Source organism: Hydrogenophaga pseudoflava (assembly GCF_004353865.1).
Classification (GTDB): Bacteria; Pseudomonadota; Gammaproteobacteria; order Burkholderiales; family Burkholderiaceae_C; genus Hydrogenophaga; species Hydrogenophaga pseudoflava.
The window spans coordinates 3,461,239-3,477,902 of the sequence record NZ_CP037867.1 but is presented as its reverse complement, the minus strand read 5'-3'; the positions used below and the strand labels follow the sequence as shown (position 1 = coordinate 3,477,902).

The 16,664-nt window shown below is 69.2% G+C and carries 13 protein-coding genes and 4 riboswitches; of the genes, 2 read left to right on the top strand and 11 right to left on the bottom strand.

The window, feature by feature from the left end; translation table 11 throughout:
• Positions 1-2: 2 nt before the first annotated feature.
• The 3 genes from HPF_RS16670 to HPF_RS16660 form a co-directional block, all read right to left on the bottom strand.
• Positions 3-1,256: a D-amino acid dehydrogenase gene (locus HPF_RS16670; protein ID WP_133157240.1), complete on the bottom strand. Its 1,254-nt coding sequence runs from the start codon at positions 1,254-1,256 to the stop codon at positions 3-5.
• A 61-nt stretch (positions 1,257-1,317) separates the two neighbouring features.
• Positions 1,318-1,425: riboswitch (glycine riboswitch) on the bottom strand.
• A 12-nt stretch (positions 1,426-1,437) separates the two neighbouring features.
• A riboswitch (glycine riboswitch) is annotated at positions 1,438-1,532 on the bottom strand.
• Between the two features lie 9 nt (positions 1,533-1,541).
• Positions 1,542-2,540 (bottom strand): tripartite tricarboxylate transporter substrate binding protein, encoded by a 999-nt coding sequence (locus tag HPF_RS16665; protein ID WP_133157239.1) that lies wholly within the window; start codon positions 2,538-2,540, stop codon positions 1,542-1,544.
• Positions 2,541-2,563: 23 nt separating this feature from the next.
• Positions 2,564-3,736, bottom strand: coding sequence for a M20 aminoacylase family protein (locus HPF_RS16660; RefSeq protein ID WP_079367165.1), 1,173 nt, complete (start codon positions 3,734-3,736; stop codon positions 2,564-2,566).
• A gap of 106 nt (positions 3,737-3,842) precedes the next feature.
• Between HPF_RS16660 and HPF_RS16655 the strand changes: the two genes are divergently transcribed.
• On the top strand, positions 3,843-4,739 hold the full coding sequence (locus HPF_RS16655; protein ID WP_133157238.1) for a LysR family transcriptional regulator: 897 nt from the start codon (positions 3,843-3,845) through the stop codon (positions 4,737-4,739).
• Complete coding sequence (locus HPF_RS16650; protein ID WP_066158265.1) at positions 4,736-5,371, top strand: trimeric intracellular cation channel family protein; 636 nt, start codon at positions 4,736-4,738, stop codon at positions 5,369-5,371. Before HPF_RS16655 ends, HPF_RS16650 begins: the two co-directional genes overlap by 4 nt.
• A 53-nt stretch (positions 5,372-5,424) precedes the next feature.
• Here HPF_RS16650 and gcvP read toward each other — a convergent pair whose 3' ends face one another.
• From gcvP to HPF_RS16610, 8 genes are all read right to left on the bottom strand, one after another.
• Complete coding sequence (gcvP, locus tag HPF_RS16645; protein ID WP_133157237.1) at positions 5,425-8,352, bottom strand: aminomethyl-transferring glycine dehydrogenase; 2,928 nt, start codon at positions 8,350-8,352, stop codon at positions 5,425-5,427.
• Between the two features lie 26 nt (positions 8,353-8,378).
• Positions 8,379-8,750 (bottom strand): glycine cleavage system protein GcvH, encoded by a 372-nt coding sequence (gene gcvH, locus HPF_RS16640; RefSeq protein ID WP_133157236.1) that lies wholly within the window; start codon positions 8,748-8,750, stop codon positions 8,379-8,381.
• Positions 8,751-8,788: 38 nt separating this feature from the next.
• The gene (gene gcvT, locus HPF_RS16635; protein WP_279512597.1) at positions 8,789-9,949 is read right to left on the bottom strand and encodes a glycine cleavage system aminomethyltransferase GcvT; all 1,161 of its coding nucleotides are present in this window, start codon (positions 9,947-9,949) and stop codon (positions 8,789-8,791) included.
• Positions 9,950-10,018: 69 nt separating this feature from the next.
• A riboswitch (glycine riboswitch) is annotated at positions 10,019-10,122 on the bottom strand.
• Between the two features lie 12 nt (positions 10,123-10,134).
• Positions 10,135-10,233: riboswitch (glycine riboswitch) on the bottom strand.
• 39 nt (positions 10,234-10,272) lie between these two features.
• Complete coding sequence (locus HPF_RS16630) at positions 10,273-10,797, bottom strand: hypothetical protein (protein ID WP_127805185.1); 525 nt, start codon at positions 10,795-10,797, stop codon at positions 10,273-10,275.
• Positions 10,798-10,874: 77 nt separating this feature from the next.
• A complete protein-coding gene (locus tag HPF_RS16625) occupies positions 10,875-13,043 on the bottom strand; it encodes an ArnT family glycosyltransferase (protein ID WP_133157234.1) in 2,169 nt (722 codons plus the stop codon).
• 236 nt (positions 13,044-13,279) lie between these two features.
• Entirely contained in the window at positions 13,280-13,930 is a 651-nt protein-coding gene (locus tag HPF_RS16620) for a nucleoside/nucleotide kinase family protein (protein WP_133157233.1), read from the bottom strand.
• Between the two features lie 25 nt (positions 13,931-13,955).
• Positions 13,956-15,269 (bottom strand): ABC transporter substrate-binding protein, encoded by a 1,314-nt coding sequence (locus HPF_RS16615; RefSeq protein ID WP_133157232.1) that lies wholly within the window; start codon positions 15,267-15,269, stop codon positions 13,956-13,958.
• On the bottom strand, positions 15,266-16,585 hold the full coding sequence (locus HPF_RS16610) for a TAXI family TRAP transporter solute-binding subunit (RefSeq protein ID WP_133157231.1): 1,320 nt from the start codon (positions 16,583-16,585) through the stop codon (positions 15,266-15,268). The genes HPF_RS16615 and HPF_RS16610 overlap by 4 nt, the downstream gene beginning before the upstream one ends.
• Positions 16,586-16,664: the final 79 nt, after the last annotated feature.

The window sequence follows — 16,664 nt, the reverse complement described above, 5'->3', positions numbered from 1 at the left end:
GGTCAGACGGCGGGTGCGGGCATCACCACGCGGGTGTGGCGCCGCTGCTCCTGCCACTGTGCCACGTGGCCGGCCAGCTGGTGCGCGGTGATGGCCGAGAGCGTCCAGCCCAGGTGGCCGTGGCCGGTGTTGTAGAACACGTTGGGCAGGCGGCCGGGGCCGACGCGGGGCAGCATGTCCGGCATCATGGGCCGCAGGCCGGCCCAGGGCTCGACGCGGCGCGTGCTCACGCCCGGGAAGCACTGGTTGACCCAGTCCACCAGCGGCTTGATGCGGTCGGCGCGGATGTCGCGGTTGAAGCCGTTGAACTCGGCCGTGCCGGCGACGCGGAAGCGGTCCACGCCCAGGCGGCTGGTGACCAGCTTGGTCTCGTCGTCCAGCAGGCTCACATTCGGCGCGGCGGCCTGGCTCTGTTCGTCGTTCAGCATCACGGTGATGGAGTAGCCCTTGACCGGGTAGACGTTGAGGCGATCGCCCAGTTGGGCGCCGATGGCGCGGCTGTGCACGCCGGCGCAGACCACCACCGCATCCGCGCTCACCACCTCGCCGTCCGCCAGCGTGACGTGGGCGGTCTGGCCCGTGCTCTGCACACGCGCCACCGCGCGGCCCGTCAGCAGGCGAACGCCACGGCGTTCGCAGGCCAGGCCCATGCCGTGGGTGTACTTGTGGATGTCGCCGGTGCTGTCGCTCTCGGTGTAGTAGCCGCCGTAGTAGTCGCCGGCCAGGGTGGGCTCGATGGCGCGCATCTCGTCGGGCGTGACGGCACGGCGCGGCAGGCCGCCTTCGGCCAGCAGCTTGCTCACTTCGCTCGCGTGGTCGAAGCCGGCCTTGTCGCGGTAGATGTGCAGGATGCCCTGCTGCTTCAGGTCGAAATCGATGCCCTCGGCCTGCGCCCAGCCGAACAGGTGCTCGCGCGCGGCAATCGCCAGCTTGGCAGTGGCGATGGTGTTCTCGCGGTACTTCGGAATGGCCGCTGCGAACTCGGCGAACCAGGACAGCTTGTGCCAGCTCGGCTTGGGGTTGACGAGCAGCGGCGCGTCGGCCTTGAGCATCCACTTGATGCCCTTGAGCAGGGTGGAGGGGTGGGTCCAGGTTTCGGCGTTGGAGGCCGACAGCTGGCCGCCGTTGGCGTGGCTGGTTTCCATGCCCGCGTAGCGGTGCTGTTCGATCAGGGTGACGTCGTGACCTTCGCGGGACAGGGCGTAGGCGCTGGTGACGCCGGTGATGCCGCCGCCGATGACGATGAGCTGTGCCATGGGGTTTCTCTCGATAGCCGTCAAACAGGGATGGGCACGACCCGCACACCGTGTGCGGGCCATGACCCCCTCTGTTTGTGACCTGAGAGATTCACCGGCCCGGTGTGGGCTGGCTTGCTCCTGCGGTGGGCCGGGGGACGAATCCCGGCCGCTCTTCAGAGTGTTGCGCTGAGCGCGCGCTGAGCGCTGATCGGTCCTTTTGCCTGAGAGTTTCCGGGGCGGTTGCTCCTTCGGCGCCGGTTCCCCTGTGGGGCCGGTCTCTCCCGATCAGCGGAAGAAAGGCGGTTATTGTGCCTGCAGCCCGATGGTCTTGACAATCGAACGGAACTGCTGGGTGCCGTCGGTGTAGGCCTTGTCGGCCTCGGCCAGGGTCTGCGGCTTGGGCAGCAGCTGGCTGTTGGCTTCCAGCGCGGCGTGCACGGCCGGGTCGCCCAGCGTGCCGGTGATGGCCTTGTGCAGTGCGGCCACCACAGGTTCGGGCGTGTCCCGCTTGACGAAGTAGCCGGTCCAGATCCTGAACGTGAAGTCCTTGAGCTGCTTGCTCTCGCTGATCGCCGGGTACTGCTTCACGCTCTCCAGCCGCTCGCCATTCAGCATGGCCAGCACCTTCACGCGGCCCTGCTTCTGCATCTCGTCGTACTTCTTGCCGTAGGGCGCAAGGAAGAAGTCCACCTGGCCGGCCATCAGGTCCTGCTCGGCCGGCGCGGCGCCCTTGTAGGGCACGTGGACCATAGGGATGCCGGTGACCTTGGACAGGTGCTCGCCCAGCAGGTGGTAGAACGAACCGGGGCCGACGCTGGCGAAGGTCAGCGGCTTGCCGTCCTTGGCGGCCTTGCGGGCGTGCTCCACGAACTCGTCCACGCTGTTCACCGGCAGGTCTTTCTTGGCGAGGAAGGCGATCTGGGCGGTGGCGATCATCTGCACCAGGCGGAAGTCTTCGCTCTTGAACTTGATCGACGAAATCGCCAGCGGCGCCAGGATCAGCTCGTTGGGCGAGCCCTGGAAGATGGTGTGGCCGTCGCTCGGTCCGTTGAGCACCTTGGCCGCGGCGATGGAGCCGCTGGCCCCGCCGAGGTTTTCCACGATCACCGGCTGGCCCAGCTGCTTGCCCAGGGTGTTGTTGACCGAGCGCGCGATCACGTCCGACAGGCCGCCGGCGGGGTAGGGCACCATCAGCGTGACCGGCTTGGACGGGAAGGTCTGGGCGGCGGCGGTGCCGGCCAAGCCGAGGGTGGCCAGCGCGGCGGCGGCCAGAGCCAAGTGGATGCGGATGCGGGCGTTCATGGTGTTGTCTCCTGTTGTGGTTCTCAAGGGGTGGGGGAAAGCAGGTCCTGCACCAGCGCGATCCAGTAGGCCGCGCCGGGGGCGATGTTCAGGTCGTTGAAGTCGTAAGCCGGGTTGTGCACCATGCACGCGCCGGGCTCGCCATCGGCGCCGTTGCCGATGAAGAGGTAGCTGCCCGGCACGCGTTCGAGCATGAAAGCGAAGTCCTCGCTGCCGCTGACCATCGGGCCCTGCGGGTTGATCTGTTCCGCGGGGAAGTGCTTGCGCGCCACTGCCAGCGCGCGGGCGGTCTGCTCTGCGTCGTTGACCAGTACCGCATAGCCGGGCCGCCAGGCGATCTCGGCACGCACGCCGAAGCTCTGCGCCTGCAGCTGCACCAGTTCGCGGATGCGCTGCTCCACACTGCGCCGCACCTGCGGGTCCAGCGTGCGCACGCTGATCTCCAGCCGCGCCTCGGCCGGGATCACATTGTTGGCCTCGCCCGCATGGATCGCGCCCACGGTGACCACGGCCGGCTGCAGCGGGTCGACGTGGCGCGAGACCACGGTCTGCAGCGCCATCACCAGCGAGGCCGCGGCCACCACCACGTCGGTCGCCTTGTGCGGCATGGCGCCGTGGCCGCCGTGGCCGTGCAGGGTGACGGTGGCGTAGTCGGACGAGGCCATGGCCGGGCCGCTGCGGAACACCAGCTGGCCCTGCGGGATGCCCGGCATGTTGTGCATGGCGAAGATGGCGTCGCAGGGGAAGCGCTGGAACAGGCCGTCCTCCATCATCTTGAGCGCACCACCACCGCCTTCTTCGGCCGGCTGGAAGATGAGGTTCAGCGTGCCGTCGAAGCGGCCATGCTGCGCCAGGTGGTGCGCGGCGGCCAGCAGCATGGCGGTGTGGCCGTCGTGGCCGCAGGCGTGCATCACGCCGTGCTCGCAGCTGGCCCAGGCCGCGCCGGTGGCCTCGGCGATCGGCAGGGCGTCCATGTCGGCGCGCAGGCCGAGGGTTCGGTTCGATGTTCCGCGCTTCAGTTGCCCGACCACGCCGGTGCCGCCCAGGCCAGTGGTGACCTCGTAGCCCCAGGCGCCCAGCTGGGCCGCCACCAGCGCGGCGGTGCGGCGCTCGCTGAAGGCCAGCTCGGGGTGGCGGTGGATGTCGCGGCGGACGGCGATGAACTGTTCGACGGCGGCGTCACTGAGGCGATCCATGCAAAGCACTCCTGAAACATGAACTTTGTTGCATGTTAGGAAGCGCCTGAATTAAAGTCCAATGCATTGATGTGCAACGATCCATGACTTTTGATGGAGATTGGGGATGACCCTTGTGCAGCTGAAGCACTTTGTGGTGCTGGCGGAGGCAGGATCGTTCGTGCAGGCGTCCAAGGTGCTCTACCTGACGCAGCCCGCGCTGACGCGCAGCATCCAGGGGCTGGAGGACGAGCTGGGCGGCCGCCTGTTCGACCGGCTGGGCCGGCGCATCGCGCTCACCCCGTTCGGCCAGGAGGCGCTGCAGCGCGCGCGCCGGCTGGTGGCCGATGCCGAAGCGCTCAAGCAGACCGGCAAGGGCCTGCACGCGGGCCTGATCGGCACATTGCGCATTGGCCTGAGTTCGGGGCCGGGTGCGCTGCTGTCGGTGCCGCTGATGCTGCACATGGGTGAGCACCACCCCAGGCTGCAGCTGCAGATCTCGCGCGGCAACACCAGCGTGCTGGTCGACGCGCTGCGCGAGCAGCAGCTGGACGCCGCCGTGCTGGACGTGCGCTCGGTGCGGCCTGCGGCCGACCTCGCCATCGCACAGGTCTTCGAACTGGCTGCGGGGTTCCTGGTGCGGCCGGACCACCCGCTGGTGCAGCTCGGGCGGCCGGCCACCATCAGGGACGTGCTGGCCTATCCCATCGCCTCCACGCCGCTGAGCGACGAGGTGGCGCGCATCCTGATCGGGCGCTACGGCCCGCAGGCCAACCCGGACGACATGGTGACCCTGCGCAGCGACGAAACGCTGACCATCGTCGAGGTGGCGCGCCAGAGCCAGGCCATCGTGCTGACCGCCCACGCCGCGGCCCCGGGGCTGGTGCCGCTGCGCATGGCGCCCGCGCTGGACGCCACCGCGCGCTTCGGCCTGGTCACGCTCAGTCAGCGGCAGGAGGCGCCCGCGCTGCGCATCCTGCGCGAGTGGCTGGGCCGCTGGGTGGTCCAGAATGGGGCCGCATGAAACTCACGGCTTTGCTGATCGCGATCGAGGTGGGCGGCACGGTGGCCTTCGCCATGTCCGGGCTGATCGAGGCCATGCGCAAGCGCATGGACGTGGTGGGTGTGTTCTCGGTCGCCTTCGTCGCCGCCTTCGGCGGCGGCACGGTGCGCGACCTTCTGCTGGACCGCCGGCCGCTGTTCTGGGTCGAGCACGAGGCCTACCTCTGGCTGGTGTTCGCCATGGTCATCACTGCGCCCTGGTGGCTCAAGGCCGTGCTCAAGGACGCGGGCGTGCGGCTGATGGAGTGGGCCGACGCCTTCGGCCTCGGGCTGTTCGCGATCTCGGGCACCAGCATCGCCGTGGCGGCGGGCATGTCGCCGGGCGTGAGCGTGCTGATGGGCACCACCACCGCCATCGTGGGTGGCGTGGCGCGCGACGTGCTGTGCAACGAGGTGCCCAAGGTGTACCAGGACCACCGGCCCTATGCGCTGTGTGCGGTGGCGGGCAGCCTGGCCTACATCGGGCTGGTTGTTGTGCTGGGCCTGGGTTCCGAGCTGGCGAGCCTGGCGGGCATCGCCGTGGCCACCGGCAGCCGCCTGCTGGCCGTCGCCTTCGACTGGCAGCTGCCCGGCTGGCGCCTGCCGCAGAAATGACAACGCCGGTGAGGGCGAACCCCACCGGCGTTGACATTGATGGAGCCCGACGTTCAGGCCAGTTCGCTGACGGGCACGCAGCTGCAGAACAGGTTGCGGTCGCCGTAGACGTTGTCCACCCGGCCCACCGACGGCCAATACTTGGTGTTGAGCGCGGCGCCCTGGGCGGCCACCGCCACTTCGCGGGAGTAGGGGTGTGGCCACTCGCCCTTGAGCACGCTGGCCGCGGTGTGCGGCGCGTTCTTCAGCGGGTTGTCGTCCTGCGGCCACTCGCCCTTTTCCACGCGGCGGATTTCCTCGCGGATCGCGATCATCGCGTCGATGAAGCGGTCCAGTTCCTCGCGCGTCTCGCTCTCGGTGGGCTCGACCATCAGCGTGTTGGCCACCGGGAAGCTCAGCGTGGGCGCGTGGAAGCCGTAGTCCATCAGCCGCTTGGCCACGTCCTCTGCCATCACGCCGCAGGTCTCCTTGAAGCCGCGCAGGTCCAGGATGCACTCGTGCGCCACATGGCCGTTGGCCGACGCGTAGAGCGTGGGGTAGTGGTCGGCCAGGCGCTTGCTGATGTAGTTGGCCGACAGGATGGCCGCTTCGGTGGCGTGCTTCAGGCCGTCGGCGCCCATCATGCGGATGTACATCCAGCTAATGGGCAGCACGGCCGCGTTGCCCAACGGGGCCGCGCTGACCGCGCCCACGGCGCTGGTCGATGCGGGCGCACCGCAGACGCCGCCCGGCTCGGCGCCGCGGCCGTGACCCGGCAGGAAGGGCACGAGGTCTTCGACCACACAGACCGGACCGACGCCCGGGCCGCCACCGCCGTGCGGGATGCAGAAGGTCTTGTGCAGGTTCAGGTGGCTCACGTCGCCGCCGAACTCGCCCGGCGCCGCCACGCCGACCAGCGCGTTCATGTTGGCGCCGTCCACGTACACGCGGCCACCGTGCTGGTGCACCAGGGCGCAGAGTTCCTTGACCGTGGTCTCGAACACGCCGTGGGTCGAGGGGTAGGTGATCATCACCGCCGCTAGATTCGCGCTGTGCTGTTCGCACTTGGCCTTCAGGTCGGCCATGTCCACGTTGCCGTTCTCGTCGCACTTGGTCACCACCACCTGCAGGCCCACCATCTGGGCGCTGGCCGGGTTGGTGCCGTGGGCCGACGAGGGGATCAGGCAGATGTTGCGGTGGCTTTCGCCGCGCGAGGCGTGGAAGGCCTGGATGGCCAGCAGGCCGGCGTATTCGCCCTGCGAACCGGCGTTGGGTTGTAGGCTGATGCCGGCGTAGCCCGTGGCCTGGCAGAGCCAGGCGCGCAGCTGCTCGTCCAGCTCCTGGTAGCCCTGCAGCTGGTCGGCGGGGGCGAAGGGGTGCACGCCTGCGAATTCCGGCCAGGTGATGGGGATCATCTCGCTGGTGGCGTTGAGCTTCATGGTGCAGGAGCCCAGCGGGATCATGCTGCGGTCCAGCGCCAGGTCCTTGTCGGACAGCGCGCGGATGTAGCGCAGCATGCCGGTTTCGCTGTGGTGGCTGTCGAACACCGGGTGCGTCAGGTAGGCGCTGGTGCGGCGCAGCTCGGCCGGAATCAGCGGCTCCACGCCCTTCTCGAAGGCGTCGAAAGAGGGCAGGGCCTGACCGTCGGCGGCGAAGGCCGACCACAGCAGGGCGATGTCGTCGCGCGTGGTGGTTTCGTCCAGCGACATGCTGACGAACTGGCCCCAGGACAGGCGCAGGTTGGCGCCTTTGGACAGGGCCTTGGCGACGATGGCTTTCGCCTGTGCAGCGTCGGCGGCCTTGACGGTCAGCGTGTCGAAGGCCGATTCGCTGGTCAGCGTGTGGCCCAGCTGCTGCAGGCCGGCGGCCAGCACGGCGGTGTAGGCGGCCACACGCTGCGCGATGCGCTTGAGGCCCTGCGGACCGTGGTAGACCGCGTACATGCTGGCCACGACGGCGGGCAGCACCTGCGCCGTGCAGATGTTGGAGGTGGCTTTCTCGCGGCGGATGTGCTGTTCGCGCGTCTGCAGCGCCAGCCGGTAGGCCGGGTTGCCGTGCGTGTCCACGCTCACGCCCACCAGCCGGCCGGGCAGCGAGCGCTTGTACTCGTCGCGGCAGGCCATGTAGGCGGCGTGCGGGCCGCCCGCGCCCATGGGCATGCCGAAGCGCTGCGTGGTACCGACCACGATGTCGGCGTCGAACTCGCCCGGGGGCACCAGCAGGGTCAGGGCCAGCAGGTCGGCCGCGACGATGAAGGCGGCCTGTTTGGCGTGCACCGTCTGCACGTCGGCGCGCAGGTCGTCGATGCGGCCGCTGGTGGACGGGTACTGCGCCAGCACGGCGAAGTAGTCGTCGCCCTTGAGTGCTTCGGCCCATTCGGGCGCCGAATTCGCCAGCTTCACCGTCAGGCCCAGCGGCTTGGCGCGGGTCTGGATCACCTCGATGGTCTGCGGATGCGCGTCGCCCGCCACCACGATCACCGTGCCCTTGGCCTTGACCGAGCGCTTGGCCAGGGTCATGGCTTCGGCGGCGGCGGTGGCCTCGTCCAGCATGGACGCGTTGGCGATCGCCATGCCGGTCAGGTCGGTCACCATGGTCTGGAAGTTGACCAGTGCTTCCATGCGGCCCTGCGAAATCTCGGCCTGGTAGGGCGTGTAGGCGGTGTACCAGGCGGGGTTTTCCAGGATGTTGCGCAGGATGACACCCGGCGTGTGGGTGCCGTAGTAGCCCTGTCCGATGAAGCTCTTGAAGACCTTGTTCTTGGCCGCGATGGCCTTGAGTTCGGCCAGCGCTGCGGCCTCGGTGGCGGCGGGCGGCAGGTCCATGCCGGTGCTGCGCGCGATGCTGCGCGGCACGATGGAGTCGATCAGCGCGCGGCGCGAGGCCTCGCCGATGACCGACAGCATGTGGGCTTCATCGGCTTCGCTGATGCCGATGTGGCGGGCGATGAACTCGCTGGCGTTTTCGAGTTCACCCAGGGGTTTGACGGACGGCATCAGCATGGCGGCAGGCTCCGGGCAGCAGGGAATCAGGCGTTGGCCGAGAAGGCGGTGTAGGCGGTCTCGTCCAGCAGGGCGTCCAGCTGAGACGCGTCCGAGAGCTTGACCTTGAAGAACCAGCCGGCGCCCAGCGGGTCGCTGTTGGCCAGGGACGGGTCGGCGCGCAGGGCCTCGTTCACCTCGGTGACTTCGCCGCTGATGGGCATGTACACGTCGGCGGCGGCCTTGACGGACTCGACCACGCCGGCCACGTCCTTCTGGGCAAAGGTCTTGCCCACTTCGGGCAGGTCGACGAACACCACGTCGCCCAGCGCGTCCTGCGCGTGGTGGGTGATGCCGACGGTGGCGATGCCGCCATCAACGGTGATCCATTCGTGGTCTTCGGTGTACTTGGTGGTCATGGTGGGCTCCGGTGAAAAGATGAAACAGGTGGAAGGGATCAGCCGCGGTAGTAGCGGTTGGGCACGAAAGGCATGGGCGCGACCTCCATCGGCACGGTCTTGCCGCGCACCAGGGCGTTCACGCGCGTGCCGGCGGTGGCGAATTCGGGGGTGACATAGCCCATGGCGACCGGCTTGTCGGCGCTGGGGCCGAGCAGGCCGCTGGTGACTTCGCCGATCTTCGCGCCGTCCAGGCTCTGCAACTCGACGTGCTCGCGCACCGGCACGCGCTCCAGCGCCACCAGGCCCACGCGCTTGCGCGTCAGGGGCCGGGTGCCGTCCAGCTGGGCCAGCACCACATCGGCGCCGGGGAAGCCGCCGGCGCGCTCGCCACCGGTGCGGCGCACCTTCTGCATGGCCCAGTTCAGCGCGGCCTCGACCGGCGTGGTCGTGGTGTCGATGTCGTTGCCGTAGAGGCACAGGCCGGCCTCCAGGCGCAGCGAATTGCGCGCACCCAGGCCGATGGGCTTGACCTCGGGCTGCGCGAGCAGGGCGCGGGCGAAGGCGTCGGCGCTGGCGGCGGGCACCGAGATCTCGAAGCCGTCTTCGCCGGTGTAGCCGCTGCGGGTCACGTAGAGGTCGGCACCGTTCCAGGTGAACCCGTGGCCGGTCATGAACACCAGGTTCTCGACGCCGGGCAGCAGGCGCTGCAGCGCGCTGACCGCCACCGGCCCCTGCAGGGCCAGCAGGGCGCGGTCGAACTGCGGGGTGACGGTGCAGCGGCTGCCGATGCGGGCCTGGATGTGGGCCAGATCGCCGTGCTTGCAGGCGCCGTTGACGATCACGTAGAGGTGGTCGCCGCGGTTGACGAACATCAGGTCGTCGATGATGCCGCCCTGGTCGTTGAGCAGCAGACCGTAGCGCTGCTTGTTCAGGCCCAGGCCGATCACGTCGACCGGCATCAGGCTCTCGAATGCGGCCGCCGCATCGGGGCCGGACAGCAGCAGCTGGCCCATGTGGGACACGTCGAACAGGCCGGCCGAGCGGCGCGTGTGGTGGTGTTCGGCCATCAGGCCTTCGGGGTACTGCACCGGCATGGAATAGCCGGCGAAGGGCACCATGCGCGCACCGAGTTCGAGGTGCAGGGCGTTCAGCGGGGTCTGGAGCAGGGCGTTCAGCGGGGTCTGGAGCAGGGCGGAGGATTCGGCAGGAGCGGACACGGGCGGACCTCGGTGATGGGGGCAGATGCCGAGGCACGGGGCCACGGCGACGACACGGTGCATCCGTGAGCTGCCCCCTCTGTCCGCTTTACCTGAGAGATTCGCGCGGGCGATGCCGCACTTGCTCCTTCGGTGGATGGCCGCCAGGGCCACCTCTCTCCAGTGGGGGACACCGGCCTTGCGGCTGGTGGTCATCAGTCCTTTTGCCTGAGCGTTCAGGGCCGTTGCAACGACCGCCTGCGCCTTCGGCGGCTCCACGGGGAGCGCTCTCCTGATCGCGCGAGTTTACCGGAATCGACCGCCCGGGCGGTCATCGTCCGGGCTCAGATGCTGTTTTCCAGCAGGCCGGCCGGCAGCAGTTTGGCCAGGCGCTCGCTGATGCCGTCCGCGCGTTCGCTGCCCGCCAGGGCCTCCACGTCGGCGATCAGGGCACGGCCCACGGCCAGCATGGCCTCGGGGTCGCGCGCCTCGCGCAGGGCGTCCCGGTAGCGGTTGGCCAGCGCCTTGTCGCGCGGGGCGAACAGCCGCTCGCTCAGGTCGAACAGGAACATGCGCGCGGAGGCCAGCGAGCGGGTGCCGGCGAACTGCTCGCCGTGCGACGCGGGTGTCTGGGGCTGCGGTGGCGACTCCGGCGCGGGCGACAGGCCGGCGCCGGACGCCTGCCGCACCAGATAGCCCTGGGCCAGCAGCAGGTCGATCAGGCGGCGGCCATCGCCCTGGAACAGCCCGGCCATCTTTGATTCGCTCTGCTGGCCATCGGCCACCAGGAGCAGGGCGCGCTCCCGCTGTCCCAGGCTGCGGTGGCCCGGGCGCAGTTCAAGGCGACCTTTTTCGGTCTTGATCAGCATGGTTCACTCCAACGACAAGCGGGCACTGTGCCGCTGTTTCATGTCGTTGTCGTGAAACGCCTGCAGGATGAGGGGGGTCAGCCGACCATCCGCTCGGGGCCGGGGGGATGCTGCCGGCGCCGCCAGCGCAGCCACAGCGTGCGCACCACCAGCACCAGCGCCAGCAGCATCATCGGATGGGCCGGTGACGAGTAGCGCGGGATGTTGTGGCTGAGGAAGGCGTAGAACACCAGCAGGCCCACGGGCAGCACGGTCACCGCGACCCACTGCGCGTGCCGCCGGAACAGGCCGTAGCAGAACACGCCGAACAGGGCCACGCCAGCGAACAGGTTGAGCAGCTCGCCGATGGCGTCCTGCGTCGCGATGGACACCAGCGGCACCTCGACCTTCTTGAAGCTCCAGAAACCGTGCCAGAAGAAGGCGGCCGTCATGGCCACATGGCGCCAGGGGCGCTCCTTGAGCATGGCCATGGCCTCGCGCTTCATCTCGTCGCCGACGGCCTGGTCGGGGAAGGGGTGGCCCTGGTCGCGCTTGCGGAACACCCGCTGGTTGTATTGCGCCGCCAGGTTGTAGTGGAAGCTGATGGCTTGTTCTGGAGTGCCTGCATAGGCGGCGCGGCGGTCGGACTCCCAGAAGGTGGAGAGGTGGCGGTTGATGCGCTGCCAGCGGCCGCCGCGCTCGAAGTCGCCCGGCCTCTCACCCAGGTGGGTGCCGGCCACGGCGCGCCGGTACAGCGTGGGGCTGTGGTCGTAGACCAGGCCGAGCACCTCTTCGTTGCTCATGTTGTTCATGTGGGCACGGCCCCAGAGGATCAGGCCGCCGCGCTCGTTGATGCGGAAGTTGTCGAAGTGCGCGTAGTTGCGCGCCAGCCAGGGCGAGAGGGTGAGCAGAAACGCGAACCCCATCACCAGCCCCCACACGATGACCTGCGAGAAGGCAAACCGGTCGGGACGCCGGGCGATCAGCAGGGCCGCCATCAGCAGCGGCACGGCAACGACCCCGATGTAGGCGAACGCGGCCTTGCCCAGGGCCAGCAGACCCATCAGCATGCCCGACCCGAAGAACCAGCCCAGCGACTGCTGCTGCACCGCCCGCAGCAGGCCGTAGGTTCCCCAGATCATGAGCGTGGCGGTGGAGAGCTCGGTGTAGAGCGTGTCGATGTAGGTGCCGCCATGGAAGAAGATCTGGAAGCTCAGGCCGGTGGCCACGGCACCCGCCAGGTTGCTGCCGCCCAGCCGCCGCGCCAGCGCCCAGATGCCCGCGAGGCCAAGGAACACCCACAGCAGGTTGCTCAGCTTGATGGTGCGCGTGAGGTCGCCGGAGCGGAAGTCGGCCATGGGCCGGTCCACAGCGTCCGGCACGGCCAGCTTCAGGTGCAGCGCCACCACCAGCGGGTCCAGAGGCTCGCGGAAGTTGGTGGGCCGGGGGTTGGGGCTGCTGTTGTTGTCCAGCGAAAAGGTGCCGTGCTTGAACAGGTTCACCGCCATCAGCATGTTCTGGATGCCGTCGCCGACGATCGGGTCGCTGGAGATGCGGTCCGAGGCCTTCCAGGTCAGGCCCAGGCAGACCACCAGCGGGAGCAGCCAGCCGCGGGCCACGGTTTGCCACAGGCCCTGGTGCCACCGCGGGCGCTCGCGGCGCATCCAGCCCAGGGCCAGTTCCGCGGCCAGCCACACCAGGCCGGCGACCAGGGCCGTACCCAGCGCCACCGGCCAGATCTGGCGCGTGGGCGGGCTGATCACCTGCCTGGGCAGCCGGTACACGAAGTGGGGGTCGGCGCCGGTGACCTGGAAGCGGATCATCTCGGGCTCCACCGCCAACACGGAAAGGTCGCTCATGCCCTGGATGGCCTCGCGCAGGGCCGGACCCTGCAGGGTGAGCAGGCCCCAGCGGCTTCTGAGTTCCAGCGCGCCGAAGTCCACCCGGCCGGGCATGGTGGTCGGGTCCATGCGGACCTGGGTCACCTTGCGCAGCGTGTTCACATTGATCGTGTGCCGCTGCCATTCGCCCGCCCGGGTCGAGCGGGTGTAGTTCAGCCGCTCGCTGAAGTTGCCCTGGTCGTCGGCCAGGTACAGCTGGTAAGGGCCGGGGCGCTCGACCCGCAGGTCAAAAACAATCTGCAGATCGCGGCTGAGCCGGGCCTGCAGGAAGACCAGGAGGATGGCAAGAAAGGCGACGGCCAGCGACCGGAGGGCCACTTTGCGCGGGGATTGACCTGTTGGCTCGCTGGTGAGCGCCTGATGCATGCAAGACCACCCGTTTTGTTTGTTGTGTCCCCTGGCGGTGCCTGCCGGCCCGGTCCGGGATCTGCTCTGGTGCCCTTCGGAGCGTGGGGTCTGCCGAGGAGATACAAAACTTAAGGATGATAAGTTGGGTCACTTAAGCGACGTTTACGAACCCTGGGGCCTGGGCACCCCGGAAGGGGGAGATGTTGCGCTGCAGAAACAGGCGATGCGCCGGGCGCAGTGCACGCGCCCGGCGGTCACACAAACTGGCTGCTGGGCTCGTCCCAGGTCACCCGTCGCCGGGCGCGGTGGGCCGAGGCCTCGATGCGCCGCGCGTTGGGTTCGTCGGTCTGCGCGATCCAGGCCAGCGCCTGCTCGCGCGTGCGGCCGAACTGCACGTGGCGCGCGGCCAGCCGCTCCAGCCGCAAATCCGCAGGTACGTCGAGGTACCAGACCTCGTCGAGCAGGTCGGCGACGGGTGCCCAGGCCGGGTCGTCGTCCAGCAGCAGGTAGTTGCCTTCGGTGATGACCAGTGGTGTGGCCGCAAAGACGGGCAGGGCGCCGGCCACAGGTTCTTCGATCTCGCGCCGGAAATCGGGCGCGTACACCGTCTCGTCGGCGGCCTGCTGGCGCAAGCGACGCAGCAGGGCGGCGTAGCCGGCGGCGTCGAAGGTGTCCGGCGCGCCCTTGCGCTGCGCGCGGCCCAGCCGTTCCAGTTCGATCTGCGCCAGGTGGTAGCCGTCCATGGGCACGGCCTGGGCGCGCTCGCCCAGCGCCTGCGCCATCAGCGCCGCCAGGGTGGACTTGCCCGCGCCAGGCGGGCCGACCACGCCCAGCAGCCGGCGGGGGCCAGCGGCCAGGGCATGAAGTTGCTCGATCAGGTCGGGGTGCAGTCGGGGAGCGGTCATGGCGCGCCAATGTAGCGCAGCCGGCTCAGGTCTGCGGGACGGTCTGAGGGGCGGTCTGCGGAGAGGTCAGCACCCGGGTCCGCGCCTGATGCAGGTGTTCGCGCAGCGTGTACCAGCGGTCGGCGTAGCGGTCGGGCAGTTCCATCTTGTCGACCTGCTGCTCCAGCACCACGAGGCGGCGCGCCGCGGCGCGCAGCCGGGCCGGGTCGGGGTGCCTGGAGAGGTCTTCTTCCAGGAACTTGAGCTCGCCGTAGAAGTGCAGGATGGCGGCGTCGACGCGCCAGTCGATGTAGCGGGGCGCCCGCAGCAGCAGCATGGTGCCCGCCAGGCCCACGGGCAGCAGCGCGTACAGCACCAGCTCGGCCCACTGCGCCATGCCGTAGGGCAGGATGGTTTCCATCCAGGGGCGCCCACCGCGCAGCGCCTTTCGGGCCACCGGGGACACCGGGTAGTTGCTGCCGATGGCGGTGGGGTAGATCCCCTGGCCTTCGAGGAAACCGGACATCACGTGCAGCTCGCCTGCCACGTCCACCAGCGCGCGCTGCAGCGCGGGGTGCAGGTCCTCGCGCACCATCAGATGGGTCTGTGTGACCATGGTGGGCAGGTCGGCCGCCGGCAGGTTGGCGCGCAGTTCGATCGAGCCCTGGGGCATGACCAGGGCGCGCAGCCGGGGCTCGCGCGAGGCCAGCTGCCCGGCACGTTCCACGCCCAGCAGGCGCACGCCGTCCAGCCGCGCCAGGGTGGCCGCGGTCTGCGAGTCGCCGGTCGCCACGTGCACCACGGCGTCCACCCGACCGGTGGTGATGGCGTCGATCGCGCTGTCGCCGACGTCGTCCGTGAACGCCACTTCGTCCTTGGCCAGCCCGGCGTGGCGCAGCAGCAGGTCGGCCGCGATGCGGTTGGACGAGCCTTCGACCGAGGCCGCCACTCGCCCGCCCCGCAGCTGGTCGAGGTGGTCGATGCCCTCGCGCGCAAACACCCACACGATTTCGTGACCCACCACGGCCAGAGCCTGTACCGCGGCGCCCTTGGGCGCGTACAGGCCCTGGGCGAAGGTGACATCGATGCGGCCCCCGCCCGCAGCCATGCGGTCCAGCGCTTCCTGGGGCCGGTCGTGGGCGACGATGTCGGCCTGGATGCCGAGGTTCTCCAGCCGGGCTGCGTAGTTGCGGGCCAACTCGAGGTAGCTGCTCTGACCGGGACCGGTGCCGATGACCACGCGCTGGGGCGGCAGCGGCTTCCAGACCCACAGGATGGTCACGACCGCCGCGCACAGCAGGAGCAGCAGTGGCAGGTAGATCAGGAACCAGCGGCGCTGGTAGAGCAGCAGGATCTTCATCGGCCGCGGTACTCCCGGATCCGCTGCCGCACGAAGTTCACGTGCTGGCGCAGGGTGTAGCAGCGCTGCGCCAGTTCCGGCGGCAACCCTTCGCCGACGATGGCGGTTTCCATGCCATTGAGCCGCCCGTGGATGCGGCTGAGGTCCATGCCACCCAGGTTGACGGCGTTGTTCGCGAGATCGTTCTCGATGAACCGCAGCTCGCCGTACCAGCGGGTGACCCGGTTCTCCAGCCGCCAGCGCACCCAGGCCGGCACCAGCCGCGCGAGCACCAGCGCCAGCAGCAGCATGGGCACGCCGATCACCAGCAGGCGCTGCAGCACCTGCGCCCACCAGAAGGGCAGCAGTGCCTCCAGGCCACCCAGGCCCTGGGACAGCACCCGGCGCGCTTCGGGTGCCGAGGGGAAGTCGCTGAAGCGCAGGGCCGGGAATTCACCCGCGCGATGGAACGCATCCGCGCCGCCGTGCACCTCCATCGCCACTGCGGCCGCGAGCCGCTTGAGGGCGGGATCGAGGTCCTGGCGCACCAGCAGGTGCGTCGGTGTGGTCAGCACCGGGGTGTCGGCTGGTGGCTGTCCGGGGCCGAGCGTGTCTTCGGGCAGCAGCCGGTTTTCCAGGTAGTTGTTGCGCTCCGATATGGCCGCTGTGCGGCGAAGCGACGCCAGGTAAACACCCCGCGCGGACAGCAGGGCGCCGATGCCGGGCGCACTCGGTGCCGCCACCATGAACACCGCATCCACCTCGTGCCGCAGCAAGGCATCGCGCGCGGCCACACCGCTGTGAGCCGTCATCGCCACCTGGCCCAGGTCGACTTGCATCTGTTTCAGCAGGCGCTGCAGCATGGCCCGGTGTCCGCTGCCATCGGGGCCGGCGGCCACCCGTTTGCCCACCAGGTCAAGCAGGGAGGTCATCGGCTGTTCGCGGCTGAACAGCCACAGCACCTCGATGTCCACACTGCCCAGGGTCTGGACATCGGCCGCGCTGCGGGCCGCGCCAGCGGCCGACGACCAGCCAAATCCGCCTTGCACCAGGGCCAGGTCGGTCTGGGGGGGCTGCGCCTGCAGACGCTGCAGGTTGGTGGCCGAACCCTCGGACGAGTGGATTTCCAGCGAAATGCCGTGGCGGGAAAAGGCCTCGGCGTAGCGCATGGCATGGCGCTGGTAGGCACCGTCCGCCTGGCCGCTGCTGATCGTCAGCTGGGTGGGCGGCATCGGGTACAGCCACCGCCAGGCCGCCGCAGCCATGACCACCACGGCCAGCACGATCGGCAGGCGGATCAGCAGCCAGCGGTGGCGGTAGAGGTGGGCGTAGGTCATGGTGGACAAAAGCCAAGGCGAGGATACGGGTTCTGTATCCTTTTGCAACCAAGCGCGGGCACAAAAAAGCCGCCCGGGA

Coding starts and splice junctions, on each gene's coding strand:
- HPF_RS16670 (WP_133157240.1), bottom strand. CDS start 1,256: ATGGCACAGCTCATCGTCATCGGCGGCGGCATCACCGGCGTCACCAGC.
- HPF_RS16665 (WP_133157239.1), bottom strand. CDS start 2,540: ATGAACGCCCGCATCCGCATCCACTTGGCTCTGGCCGCCGCCGCGCTG.
- HPF_RS16660 (WP_079367165.1), bottom strand. CDS start 3,736: ATGGATCGCCTCAGTGACGCCGCCGTCGAACAGTTCATCGCCGTCCGC.
- HPF_RS16655 (WP_133157238.1), top strand. CDS start 3,843: ATGACCCTTGTGCAGCTGAAGCACTTTGTGGTGCTGGCGGAGGCAGGA.
- HPF_RS16650 (WP_066158265.1), top strand. CDS start 4,736: ATGAAACTCACGGCTTTGCTGATCGCGATCGAGGTGGGCGGCACGGTG.
- gcvP (WP_133157237.1), bottom strand. CDS start 8,352: ATGCTGATGCCGTCCGTCAAACCCCTGGGTGAACTCGAAAACGCCAGC.
- gcvH (WP_133157236.1), bottom strand. CDS start 8,750: ATGACCACCAAGTACACCGAAGACCACGAATGGATCACCGTTGATGGC.
- HPF_RS16630 (WP_127805185.1), bottom strand. CDS start 10,797: ATGCTGATCAAGACCGAAAAAGGTCGCCTTGAACTGCGCCCGGGCCAC.
- HPF_RS16625 (WP_133157234.1), bottom strand. CDS start 13,043: ATGCATCAGGCGCTCACCAGCGAGCCAACAGGTCAATCCCCGCGCAAA.
- HPF_RS16620 (WP_133157233.1), bottom strand. CDS start 13,930: ATGACCGCTCCCCGACTGCACCCCGACCTGATCGAGCAACTTCATGCC.
- HPF_RS16615 (WP_133157232.1), bottom strand. CDS start 15,269: ATGAAGATCCTGCTGCTCTACCAGCGCCGCTGGTTCCTGATCTACCTG.
- HPF_RS16610 (WP_133157231.1), bottom strand. CDS start 16,585: ATGACCTACGCCCACCTCTACCGCCACCGCTGGCTGCTGATCCGCCTG.